Origin of the sequence: Meishania litoralis (assembly GCF_042611095.1) — a bacterium.
Taxonomy (GTDB): Bacteria; Bacteroidota; Bacteroidia; order Flavobacteriales; family Flavobacteriaceae; genus Meishania; species Meishania litoralis.
Map to the genome: position 1 here is coordinate 101,661 of NZ_JBHFPV010000006.1, position 11,543 is coordinate 113,203.

Consider the following 11,543-nt stretch of genomic DNA (forward strand, 5'->3'; position numbering starts at 1 on the left):
TAGGAATTAACCCAACTTCAAGCAACATAGTTTCATGAGTAATTATCACATTAAACATTTAGAAGAGTACTATCAAGTTTATCGCAAGTCGGTTCGAAACCCTGAAGGCTTTTGGGAAGAAATCGCCGAAGAACATTTCGTATGGCGAAAAAAATGGGATAATGTGTTAAGTTGGGATTTCTCAAAACCCGAGATCAAATGGTTCGAAGGGGCGAAACTCAATATTACAGAGAACTGCATTGACCGGCACTTGCCTACCCGGGGCGAAAAGACCGCTATTCTTTTCGAGCCCAATGACCCGAATGAAGAAGCACAGCATATTACGTATCGTCAATTGCACGAACGCGTGTGCCGAATGGCCAATGTGCTGAAAGAACAGGGTATCAAAAAAGGGGACCGTGTTTGTATTTACCTCCCCATGATTCCCGAACTGGCAATTTCGTTATTGGCCTGTGCCCGAATCGGAGCGATACATTCGGTAGTGTTCGCCGGATTCTCGGCAAATGCGCTTGCCACCCGGATCAATGATTCCGATTGTAAATTGGTCCTGACCTCTGATGGTTCGTACCGTGGCGGAAAATCCATCGATTTAAAGGGTATCGTCGATAAGGCCTTGGAAGACTGTCCGGGTGTGGAAAGCGTTTTGGTCGTAAAGCGCACCAACAGTGACATCGAAATGAAGGAAGGCAGGGATCAATGGGTACAACCTTTATTGAATGACGCCTATGCCGATTGTGTTGCCGAAATAATGGATGCCGAAGACCCTTTATTCATTCTATATACCTCTGGATCGACCGGAAAGCCCAAAGGTATGGTCCACACCACGGCAGGCTATATGGTGTACACCGCATATACCTTTAAAAATGCCTTTCAATACCGAGAAAACGACGTCTATTGGTGTACCGCCGACATCGGGTGGATTACCGGGCATTCATATATCGTTTACGGACCTTTGGCCAATGGGGCCACCACGATAATGTTCGAAGGCGTGCCCTCTTACCCTGATTATGGGCGTTTTTGGGAAGTTGTCGAAAAACATAAGGTGAACCAGTTCTATACCGCCCCGACGGCCATCCGTGCCCTAGCCAAGGAAAATCTGGATTTCGTGGAAAAATACGATCTGTCGAGCTTAAAAGTACTTGGTTCGGTAGGTGAACCAATCAATGAGGAAGCTTGGCATTGGTACAACAACAATATCGGCAAAAAACATAGTCCGATAATTGATACCTGGTGGCAGACCGAAACCGGTGGAATGATGATTACGCCCATTCCGTATGTGACGCCGACGACCCCTACCTACGCGACTTTGCCATTTATTGGGGTGCAACCCGCTTTAATGGACGATGAAGGCAAAGAGATAAAAGGCAATCAAGTCTCGGGCCGATTGTGCATCAAATTCCCATGGCCATCGATTGCCCGTACGATCTGGGGCGACCATGACCGTTATCGAGACACCTATTTCTCGGCCTACAAGGATATGTATTTTACCGGCGACGGTGCGCTAAGGGATGCCGTGGGTTATTATAGAATAACGGGCCGAGTCGATGATGTCATAATAGTCTCAGGGCATAATTTGGGTACGGCACCAATAGAGGATTCCATCAACGAACATCCAGCGGTAGCCGAGAGTGCCATTGTAGGCTTTCCGCATGATGTTAAAGGAAATGCTTTGTACGGCTATGTTATCTTAAAGGAAACAGGTGAAAGTCGAGATCGCGAAAATCTGCGCAAGGAAATCAACCAGCAGATAACCGAGCAGATCGGCCCCATCGCAAAGCTCGATAAAATACAATTTGTACCCGGACTTCCTAAAACACGAAGTGGAAAGATTATGCGCCGTATTTTGAGAAAAATAGCCTCGAAGGACACATCAAATCTAGGAGACACCAGTACACTGCTGAATCCTGAAGTCGTCAAGGAAATTATGGACAATGCGCTCTAGAAAACATTGGTCTAGTCGAATTGGTATTTTGTTTGAGCGTGATGCCTTTGTCATTGAATCGTTGAAAAAAAGTCGCGACCATGGTTGTTATTTGCACAACCTCATCGCAATACTCTTCTGGCCAACAAAGGGCGCTTGCTAAATGCCATGAATATCAGTAACGAGATCAGGCCGCAGATGGCAAGCCCAACGAACAAGGGCCATACCGTATCTTGAACAAAGCTTCCGATGTAATTGGCGATGGGTACGGCAAGTACGGTAGAGACAAAACCGTTGATGGCCGCCCCTATGCCCGCAATATGTCCGATAGGCTCCATGGCTATCGAACGAAAGTTGCCCCATAGAAATCCCAAACAAAAAAATTGAACGGACAAAAACGAGACCAAGACCGGTACGCTCGGGTTTGGTTTTCCCCAAAAGAGAACCACATAAAGCAGGGCGATCAAGCAAAAGGCAGAAAGAGCCATAAAAGACAATTTTCGCATTCCGAACCGTAGTACCAATGTGCCGTTCAAAAAAGTCGAAAGGCCGATTGAAATCGCCAGGCCCGCAAAAATGTAGGGAAACTGCTCCGGCAATCCGTATTGATCTTCAAACACGTGCTGTGAGGCACTCAGATAGACCAAAAAAGCACCGGTAACAAATCCGGAAATAAAGGTAAAGGCGATTGTTTCCCTATATTTCAAAAATTCGATCAGTCCGCTGACAAAAACACTTCCCGAAAACGGAATCTTATATTCCGCCTTGAGCGTTTCTTCCTGCCTTTTCCAAAACCAAATACCGACCAAAAGTGCGAAAAACAACTGCATGTAAAAAATTCCTTCCCATCCAAAGCCATCCATGATCCATTTCCCGATAGCAGGAGCCACCACAGGTATCAAGATGAAAAATGCAGTGACGAAAGACATCACACGTGCCATATAATCACCTTTATAGGTGTCGCGGATAATCGAAATCGCCATCGTTCGGGGCGCAGAGAGGCCAATACCTTGCAAAACGCGGCCGATAATCATGACCTCGAGCGAAGGTGCAAGCAAACATATTACACTCGCTAGGGTAAAGAGAATGAAACCTGAGTAGACAATAGGCTTGCGCCCGAAGCTGTCAGACAAGGGGCCAAAAAAAAGTTGGCCGACACCGAGGCCCAAAAAAATCATGGTAATCAATAATTGATTATCGGTCGGATCAAGGCTGTTTATCGAAATTCCGATATGCGAAATCGCCGGTAAAATGGCATCGATGGCCAATGCCACGATCGACATTAAAGCCGCCATTAAGGCAACGAATTCAAAATTGGGCTTCGCGTTTTCGTTCTGCATCCGGCAAAAGTAGTTATAGCGATCGGTAACCGAAACGAAATAGATGGATAAATTGTAACCTCTAGATCTTCGCGACACTTTAAGAAACAAGACTCAAGAATCAAGGCTAAATCGTAAATTGTGATTTCAAACATTAGAAAATAAATCTTGACTCTATTGGGCAAGCGGTCTTATTTCTTTTGGTAAATATGTATTTTTGATAAAACTTTGGAGGATGCTGATTATAGGAATTGCGGGAGGTACAGGCTGCGGAAAAACAACCGTGGTAAACCAGATCATCGATGAACTCCCGATTGGCGAGGTCATCGTCATTTCACAAGATTCTTATTACAACGATCTCTCTCACCTTTCTTTGGAAGAACGCAGAAAGACCAATTTTGACCACCCACAATCGATCGATTTTAAATTATTGGAAGAACATCTGGGCATTTTGCGCAAGGGGCAATCCATAGAACAGCCCGTTTATTCGTTTTTAGAATGTAACCGAACCGAAAAAACGATTCCCACCCATCCGGCCAAAGTGATGATCGTCGAAGGTATTCTGATCTTGGCAAATGCCAGGATCCGTGATATGTTCGATATAAAAATCTTCGTGCATGCAGATTCTGATGAGCGGCTTATCCGCAGGCTTAGGAGGGACATAAACGAGCGCGGTTGGGACTTGAACGAAACCCTTGAAAGTTATCAAAAGAATATCAAACCCATGCACGAACAGTTCATAGAGCCTACAAAAGAGTATGCCGATGTCATCATTCCGAACAATAAATATAATACCGTAGCTGTTGATATCGTACGTACCATTATCACCGATAAATTGACTTGAGCGAATATGGCGTTGAACGATTTAAAGAAGAAAAAGTGGTTCGGCCTTGTGACCAATGTTTACATGTTGGTATTGACCGCTTTTGTCATATGGATGGTCTTTTTCGACACCAATTCACTGCTTATTCACCTAGAACTTAGAAAGCAAATCAAGACCTTGGAAAAACAGCAGGAATTTCTGCGCAATGAAATCGCCAAGGACAAGAAAATAATCGAGAAACTATCGGATGAAAAAGAATTGGAAAAATTCGGTCGTGAGGAATATTACCTCAAAAAGAAGAACGAAGAAATATACCTGATCGAATACGAGGATAGTCTAGATCTTGAAAATAAAGATTGATGTTGAATAAATTAAGTGCTATTCAAAAATTAACGCTAGAACGAACTTACGTAGTGACCGTCAACTTTAACTTTATTTAACGCCATAACCTTAAGTTATTCACCTTGTGTTAACAAAATGGTTTCCCTTGCATCACAAATAATCGTATTTTTACCCCTTAACTTACGACAGGAATGGGCAAGATCATTGCTATAGCAAATCAAAAGGGCGGAGTAGGAAAAACCACAACTACGGTAAACTTGGCAGCTGCTCTAGGTGTGTTGGAAAAAAAGGTTCTATTGATAGATGCCGACCCACAGGCCAATGCTACATCAGGTTTGGGAATCGATGTCGAAAGCATCGAAGTTGGTACTTACCAATTGGTCGAACATTCAAAAAATGCAACTGAAACGATTTTAAAGACAGATTCGCCGAACGTAGATTTGATTCCCTCACATATTGATCTGGTCGCCATAGAAATCGAATTGGTCGATAAAGACGAGCGGGAATATATGTTGAAAAAGGCCATCGCCGAATTAAGGGATGCCTATGATTATATCCTTATCGATTGCGCCCCTTCGCTGGGATTATTGACTTTGAATGCCCTTACGGCGGCAGATTCGGTCATCATACCCATACAATGTGAGTATTTTGCCCTGGAAGGCCTTGGCAAACTATTGAACACCATAAAAAGCGTACAAAAAATACACAACCCTGATCTAGACATCGAAGGCATGTTGCTCACTATGTACGATTCGAGGTTACGTCTTTCGAACCAGGTCGTTCAAGAAGTGCGTAAACATTTCGGCGATATGGTCTTCGATACGATCATACAGCGAAACGTGCGTCTGAGCGAAGCTCCCAGTTACGGCGAGACAATAATCAAATATGACGCGAGCAGCAAAGGGGCGGCCAATTATCTGAACATGGCCAATGAAGTGGTGCAGAAAAACAAACAGGCAGTATAGATGGCGAAGGCAGTACGAAAACAAGCTCTGGGAAGGGGACTTTCAGCACTCCTAAAAGATCCCGAAAACGATATTAAGACAGCTTCAGACAAAAATGCCGATAAGGTAGTCGGTAATATTGTAGAACTCGATATCGATTCTATCGAAGTTAATCCGTTTCAACCGCGCTCCAATTTCAATGACGAGGCACTTCAAGAATTGGCGACCTCGATCCGGGAATTGGGGGTCATTCAACCCATAACGGTACGCAAGCTCGATTTCAACAAATATCAATTGGTATCGGGGGAAAGAAGGTACAGGGCCTCTAAGTTGGTCGCACTTAAAACGATTCCCTCCTACATTCGCATAGCCAATGATCAAGAATCGTTGGAAATGGCCTTGGTGGAAAACATACAACGCCAAGACCTTGATCCAATAGAAATTGCGCTATCGTATCAACGCTTGATCGACGAAATAGAGCTTACCCAAGAAAAACTGAGCGACCGTGTGGGCAAAAAGCGCTCAACGATAGCCAACTATATGCGTCTGTTGAAATTGGATCCGATCATTCAGACCGGAATTCGAGATGGTTTTGTGAGCATGGGCCATGGCCGTGCCTTGGTCAATGTAGATTCAAAGGAAGACCAGATCAAACTCTATGAGAAAATAGTCGGTGACAATCTTTCCGTTCGTGACACCGAGCAGGCCGTTCGCCTATATCAAAATAAGGGCGCCGCCATAAAAAATGACAAGGTCAAGTCTACCCCTGAGTTCGTCAAAATAGGGATGAAGGAGTTGAAAGAGCATCTCGATGTGAAGGTTGCCGTTAATGCTTCCGAAAATGGAAAAGGAAAAATTGCCATTCCGTTCAATTCCCCTGAAGAATTTCAACGTATCAAAAAAATGATCATAGGTGGGTAAGCGCCTATCCATATTCTCCGTCATTCTCTTTTTTGCCATGGCATTGAATGCTCAAGACAAGAAAGAAGATGTTCAGGAACCCGAAAAAACAATCGAAAACCAGGAAGTCGATTCGCTACGGACCGACCTGCGGGAAAAAGGTGTCGTGGTTCAAGACTCTATATTTGTAGAACGCAAAGCGATCAACCCGTTGGCCCCTAGCAAGGCGGCATTTTATTCCGCCGTACTTCCCGGGCTCGGTCAAGTCTACAACAAACGCTATTGGAAAGTTCCGATCGTCTACGCGGTCATCGGAACGGGTGTTTATGCCTATCTGTACAATGATGATCTATATGATCGGTTTCGTACCGCGTTCAAAAGGCGACAGGCCGGTTTCACTGATGATGAATTTTGGGATAGAAGAAATCCCGATGACGGTATTATCCCCGCAGAGCCCGATCTATCGACGACCGCACTCGAAGACGGACAGGAACGCTACCAACGAGATCGTGATCTATCACTTTTGATTACAATTGCAATGTATGCGCTGAATATCGTAGATGCCAACGTCGATGCGCATCTCAAGCAGTTCAATGTCGATGATGACCTGAGTTTTGACATGAAACCCTATCTTGACCTCGACCCGATAAGTAATAATCCCACTTACGGAATGGCCTTCGTCATCAAATTTTAGAATATGAGAATAGCATTGTTCGGATACGGAAAAATGGGAAAAATGATAGAAAAGATCGCTTCGGAAAGAGGTCATGACATCGTAGCCCGTATTGATGTCGATACCCCAAAAATCGATTTTTCGAATATGGATGTCGCCATTGATTTTAGTATGCCCGACGCAGCGTTCGCAAATATCAGCAATTGTTTCGAACATGGAATTCCGGTAATCTCGGGGACAACGGGATGGTTAAAGGATTTTGACAAAGCCGTTACACTTTGTCGCGAAAAAGAAGGAGCGTTTATTTATGCCTCTAATTTTAGCCTTGGTGTGAACATATTTTTTGAACTGAACGCCTATCTTGCCAAGATGATGAAAAACCTTGACCAGTACGATGTGGCAATGGAAGAAATACACCACACCCAAAAATTGGATGCCCCAAGCGGTACCGCCATTACGTTGGCCGAGGGAATCATAAAGAATTCAAATTATGATACTTGGAAATTAGGCCAGGGCGATGGCAAGGAAATCGGAATTACATCCAAAAGAATCGAATCGGTACCCGGAACCCATACTGTGGCATACAACAGCGCAGTGGATAGTATTGAAATAAAACACACGGCCCACAATAGGCAAGGATTTGCCTTGGGAGCGGTTACCGCGGCCGAGTGGATAGTCGGAAAAAAGGGCGTATTCACTATGAAGGATGTGTTAAACCTTGGTTAACACACACAATATATGACGTATAAAAACATTTAATTGCGAAAGGTTTTTAAAGTAAATCCATTTACGGACAATACAAATAGCGGATCAACATCGTTTGAAACCTTGATTCACCATATCGAAGGATAGAAAAAAAACGACAAACCATAAGCCAATATGGACACAACAGGTTGGATACTTTTTATTTTGATCATACAGGTAATCCATTTTTTGGGTACTTGGAAATTATATATCAAGGCCGGTAGAAAAGCATGGGAAGCAGCCGTGCCTATATACAACGCCATTGTCTTGATGCAGATTATAAACCGGCCCAAGTGGTGGGTAATCTTATTGTTTATTCCCATAATCAATTTGCTGATGTTCCCTGTGATATGGGTAGAGACCATTCGCAGTTTTGGCAGGCATAGTCTTTTGGAAACGTGGTTGGTCATCTTGACCTTGGGTTTCTACATCTATTACGTCAATTATATGCTCGACGTTAAATATGTAGAAAATCGAAGCCTCCACCCTAGGTCGGTGGCCGGTGAATGGGTAAGTTCGATTGTTTTTGCCATAGTCGCGGCCACCTTGGTACACACCTATTTCATTCAACCCTATGTCATACCAACAGGGTCTTTGGAGAGAACCCTTAGGATCGGAGATCTTTTGTTCGTTAGCAAATTCCATTATGGCGCACGTACGCCCATGACGGCGGTCGCGGCCCCCATGGTGCATGACACGTTGCCGATACTGGGAACACGTTCGTACCTCAACAAGCCCCAAATACCCTATTTTCGACTGCCCGGATTCAAGAAGATCAAGCGTAACGAAATCGTGGTTTTTAGTTGGCCCGCTGATACAGTACGTATTTTTTTCAAACGGGAAGAGGGCGTGAAAAAGCCTATCGACAAAAAATCGAATTATGTAAAACGGTGCGTAGGACTTCCTGGTGATTCGTTAGAAGTACGGGACGGATATGTTTTTATCAACGGTAGACAATTGGAGCTTCCCGACAGGGCAAAGCCCCAATATGACTATATGGTATATTCGAACAAAGGAGTGTCGACCAAATTATTGCAACAGGTAGGTGTTGAGGAATTTAACCGTACTTTCATCGTTGGCGGTCTCAATCAAGAGCAGGCCAATGTCATCAACCAATATATTCTAGGATTCAACAAACGGGCAGATGGCAAGTTTGAATTGATTACCAAGAATATGGGAATACCGATAGAAGTCGTTAGAAAATATGGTATCGCCCTGACTGAGGAGACCGGCCGTGCCAGACAGGCCACCTTAACGAATGAAATGGTAAGCCAACTTAAAAACAGTAACGAAATAGATTCCGTAATACGAGTAGTTGAACCAGTTGGCAAGAGAGGCATCAACCTTTTTCCGCAAAATCCGGATTACCCTTGGAATTATGATCAGTTGGGGCCAATTTATATCCCAAAGGCAGGAGCTACCGTACCTTTGAATCTGAAGGTGCTGCCATTGTACAAAAAGATTATCCGCGAGTATGAAGGCAACACTGTCGGCGTAAAGGGAAATCAGGTTACCGTAAACGGTGAAGTCGTTGACAGTTATACCTTCAAACAAGACTATTATTGGATGATGGGCGACAATCGCGACCATTCGGAAGACAGTCGGGCTTGGGGCTATGTTCCGGAAAACCACATAGTGGGAACCCCCATATTCATTTGGTTGAGTTTTGACAATTTTAAGGATGCCAAAGGACTGAACGTGAACCCGCCGTGGAAATGGAAACCCCGATGGGACCGTATTTTTACGACAGTGCACGGCAGCGGAGAACCCGTATCATATTTCAAATATTTTCTAATTGCGCTAGCACTTTATTTTGTCGGGGATTACTTTTGGAAGAGAAGGAAAAGAGGTGGTTCGAATACGTAGCGTTTTGGAGATAGAATATATTTGATTTTTGAATCTGAACTATAATTTTGAGAACCTTAATTCACCCTACCTACTTTCCAAGTATCGGCACTTTTGCGGTAGTCGTTCAAAAAGAAATCATTTGGGAGGTCGAGGACAATTATCAAAAGCAGACCTATCGCAACCGTACCTATATCTGCAATGATCGCGGAAAACATTTGCTCAATATTCCCATAAGACATGTCGGTGGCGATCAAGGCCGTCAAAAGTACAAAGATGTAAGGGTCGATAACCGCTATACTTGGCAACGTACCCATTGGCGTACCTTACAGACAGCCTATCGAACCTCTCCTTTTTTCGAATATTACGAAGACGATATTGCTCCACTTTTCGAAAGCAATCCAAATTTTCTTTTGGATTTCAACTTGAAAACAATCGCAACTATTTGCGATTGCCTGCAAATTGAAACACCGCAGTTGAAAACGGAATCGTTTGTTCCGCAATATGATATTTATAAAGATTTAAGGTTTTTGGTGAATGCGAAAAACGAAACTAGACCAAAGCAACGGCCTTATTCGCAGGTTTTCGGTGATCGCCATGGGTTTGTGCAGAATGCCAGCATTTTGGATCTTTTATTCAACGAGGGCACCAATGCACTGACTTATTTGAAACAACAAGACCTAAAATTTTTGGATGTCTAGGTTTCTAATCCATTACGGGATCCATTTATTGGTTCCCATTCTCATAGGATTCTTATTCTTTTCAAAGGAGAAAAGATTGATTGTCGTTTTGATCTTTATGTCAGGTATCCTCATCGACTTAGATCACCTGTTGGCCAATCCGATTTTCGATTCACAGCGCTGCAGTATTGATTTCCACCCTTTGCACAGTTATTGGGCCATTGCGATTTACACTATCTTGCTTTTGTTCAAAAAAACAAGATTACTTGGCATAGCGCTCATTATTCATATTGTCGCCGACCTTACCGATTGCTGGCTACTCGCCAGTCATTTTGAATGACGCCATTATCGGAAAATGATCTGAATATTCAACGTCATAAGTCTTATGGGCAGTGATTTCAAATTCAGGGTCTGCCAAAATAAAATCGATACGAACAGGCAGGCCATGGAAACTAAAAGTTCGCCCATAACCTGTGCCCTTGGCTTTAAAAGCATCGATTTTGTTCTTGGACAAGATATTGTAGGTTCGCGAAAATTGTGAGTTGTTAAAGTCCCCACATATGATTTTTTTATAGTTCACCCCATTACCATGTTCAACGACAAACTTTGCCTGTTCTTCTTGTTTTTGAAAATGTGTCGATAGTTGTTTACATAATTTTTCAGAAGAGCTATTTCTTATAACTCCCCTACCGGGGGTTATCCCTAATGACTGCAAGTGTAAATTATAGACTCTTATCGTGTCATTTTCATACAATATATCGGCATAGGCCGCATTATTTCTTGTCCATTTAAAATTTATAAGTTCGGACTTTAGAATAGGATACTTCGAAAAAATCCCCAATAAAACCTTTCCTGGATTACCAATATACTCCAAATGCATGAATGGATAATCGACATATTCCTTTCTTCTTAGATAACCTACCTCCTGAAAACAGATTATATCTGGCTCTTCTTTGTCTATGAATGTCTTAATATCCTCAAAAATCGTTTCACTTTCGATATTCCTATTCTTATTGAACCCCCGAACATTGAAGCTCATAATCTTTAAGTCATCCTCGGAAAAGACCACTTCGTCTCCATAGGTCAATTTAATGAAATTGCCCAGTGCCAGATAGCCAACCACCAAAGCTGCAAAGGACAATAGCCACAATCGCCTTCCACTAATCAGCCAATACAAAAAGAAAAGGATATTGATTGCCACGAATATCGGTACTGCAAGACCTAAAAAGGAAAGTACTGGAAAACTCTTTACCGAAATATATGGTGTGAAACAAGCCAAAAAAAGGAGCGATGCCACTATAATATTGACCGTAAGAACGATTTTATTGAATACCGATAGCTTCTTCATGAAA

The 11,543-nt window shown here is 43.2% G+C and carries 12 protein-coding genes; 10 read left to right on the forward strand and 2 right to left on the reverse strand.

All coding sequences use genetic code 11. The features are described from left to right. Nucleotides 1-34: 34 nt before the first annotated feature. Nucleotides 35-1,942 (forward strand): acetate--CoA ligase, encoded by a 1,908-nt coding sequence (gene acs, locus ACEZ3G_RS16095; protein WP_432426549.1) that lies wholly within the window; start codon nucleotides 35-37, stop codon nucleotides 1,940-1,942. A gap of 101 nt (nucleotides 1,943-2,043) precedes the next feature. Here acs and ACEZ3G_RS16100 read toward each other — a convergent pair whose 3' ends face one another. Continuing rightward, nucleotides 2,044-3,261, reverse strand: a complete 1,218-nt coding sequence (locus ACEZ3G_RS16100) for a multidrug effflux MFS transporter (RefSeq protein WP_432426550.1) — start codon at nucleotides 3,259-3,261, stop codon at nucleotides 2,044-2,046. Nucleotides 3,262-3,475: 214 nt separating this feature from the next. Here ACEZ3G_RS16100 and udk point away from each other — a divergent pair, with 214 nt between their 5' ends. From udk to ACEZ3G_RS16145, 9 genes are all read left to right on the forward strand, one after another. Beyond that, nucleotides 3,476-4,084 carry a uridine kinase gene (udk, locus tag ACEZ3G_RS16105; protein WP_432426551.1) on the forward strand — a complete coding sequence of 203 codons (609 nt, stop codon included), beginning with the start codon at nucleotides 3,476-3,478 and terminating at the stop codon, nucleotides 4,082-4,084. A gap of 6 nt (nucleotides 4,085-4,090) precedes the next feature. Beyond that, nucleotides 4,091-4,423 (forward strand): FtsB family cell division protein, encoded by a 333-nt coding sequence (locus ACEZ3G_RS16110; RefSeq protein ID WP_432426552.1) that lies wholly within the window; start codon nucleotides 4,091-4,093, stop codon nucleotides 4,421-4,423. A gap of 173 nt (nucleotides 4,424-4,596) precedes the next feature. Then, nucleotides 4,597-5,370 carry a ParA family protein gene (locus ACEZ3G_RS16115; RefSeq protein ID WP_432426553.1) on the forward strand — a complete coding sequence of 258 codons (774 nt, stop codon included), beginning with the start codon at nucleotides 4,597-4,599 and terminating at the stop codon, nucleotides 5,368-5,370. Continuing rightward, nucleotides 5,371-6,270, forward strand: coding sequence for a ParB/RepB/Spo0J family partition protein (locus ACEZ3G_RS16120; RefSeq protein ID WP_432426554.1), 900 nt, complete (start codon nucleotides 5,371-5,373; stop codon nucleotides 6,268-6,270). Next, complete coding sequence (locus tag ACEZ3G_RS16125) at nucleotides 6,263-6,943, forward strand: DUF5683 domain-containing protein (RefSeq protein ID WP_432426555.1); 681 nt, start codon at nucleotides 6,263-6,265, stop codon at nucleotides 6,941-6,943. Before ACEZ3G_RS16120 ends, ACEZ3G_RS16125 begins: the two co-directional genes overlap by 8 nt. Nucleotides 6,944-6,946: 3 nt before the next feature. Next, nucleotides 6,947-7,648 carry a 4-hydroxy-tetrahydrodipicolinate reductase gene (dapB, locus tag ACEZ3G_RS16130; protein WP_432426556.1) on the forward strand — a complete coding sequence of 234 codons (702 nt, stop codon included), beginning with the start codon at nucleotides 6,947-6,949 and terminating at the stop codon, nucleotides 7,646-7,648. 153 nt (nucleotides 7,649-7,801) lie between these two features. Further along, nucleotides 7,802-9,532, forward strand: coding sequence for a signal peptidase I (gene lepB, locus ACEZ3G_RS16135; RefSeq protein ID WP_432426557.1), 1,731 nt, complete (start codon nucleotides 7,802-7,804; stop codon nucleotides 9,530-9,532). A 47-nt stretch (nucleotides 9,533-9,579) separates the two neighbouring features. Beyond that, complete coding sequence (locus tag ACEZ3G_RS16140) at nucleotides 9,580-10,212, forward strand: WbqC family protein (RefSeq protein ID WP_432426558.1); 633 nt, start codon at nucleotides 9,580-9,582, stop codon at nucleotides 10,210-10,212. After that, nucleotides 10,205-10,531, forward strand: a complete 327-nt coding sequence (locus tag ACEZ3G_RS16145) for a DUF6122 family protein (protein ID WP_432426559.1) — start codon at nucleotides 10,205-10,207, stop codon at nucleotides 10,529-10,531. Before ACEZ3G_RS16140 ends, ACEZ3G_RS16145 begins: the two co-directional genes overlap by 8 nt. On the opposite strand, the gene ACEZ3G_RS16150 is transcribed toward ACEZ3G_RS16145, so the two are convergent. Next, a complete protein-coding gene (locus tag ACEZ3G_RS16150) occupies nucleotides 10,508-11,539 on the reverse strand; it encodes an endonuclease/exonuclease/phosphatase family protein (RefSeq protein WP_432426560.1) in 1,032 nt (343 codons plus the stop codon). The genes ACEZ3G_RS16145 and ACEZ3G_RS16150 overlap by 24 nt on opposite strands. Nucleotides 11,540-11,543: the final 4 nt, after the last annotated feature.

What these genes read in the sequence shown, in the direction of transcription:
- acs (WP_432426549.1), top strand. Translation starts at nt 35, where the DNA reads ATGAGTAATTATCACATTAAACATTTAGAAGAGTACTATCAAGTTTAT.
- udk (WP_432426551.1), top strand. Translation starts at nt 3,476, where the DNA reads ATGCTGATTATAGGAATTGCGGGAGGTACAGGCTGCGGAAAAACAACC.
- lepB (WP_432426557.1), top strand. Translation starts at nt 7,802, where the DNA reads ATGGACACAACAGGTTGGATACTTTTTATTTTGATCATACAGGTAATC.
- ACEZ3G_RS16120 (WP_432426554.1), top strand. Translation starts at nt 5,371, where the DNA reads ATGGCGAAGGCAGTACGAAAACAAGCTCTGGGAAGGGGACTTTCAGCA.
- ACEZ3G_RS16110 (WP_432426552.1), top strand. Translation starts at nt 4,091, where the DNA reads ATGGCGTTGAACGATTTAAAGAAGAAAAAGTGGTTCGGCCTTGTGACC.
- ACEZ3G_RS16115 (WP_432426553.1), top strand. Translation starts at nt 4,597, where the DNA reads ATGGGCAAGATCATTGCTATAGCAAATCAAAAGGGCGGAGTAGGAAAA.
- ACEZ3G_RS16145 (WP_432426559.1), top strand. Translation starts at nt 10,205, where the DNA reads ATGTCTAGGTTTCTAATCCATTACGGGATCCATTTATTGGTTCCCATT.
- dapB (WP_432426556.1), top strand. Translation starts at nt 6,947, where the DNA reads ATGAGAATAGCATTGTTCGGATACGGAAAAATGGGAAAAATGATAGAA.
- ACEZ3G_RS16150 (WP_432426560.1), bottom strand. Translation starts at nt 11,539, where the DNA reads ATGAAGAAGCTATCGGTATTCAATAAAATCGTTCTTACGGTCAATATT.
- ACEZ3G_RS16100 (WP_432426550.1), bottom strand. Translation starts at nt 3,261, where the DNA reads ATGCAGAACGAAAACGCGAAGCCCAATTTTGAATTCGTTGCCTTAATG.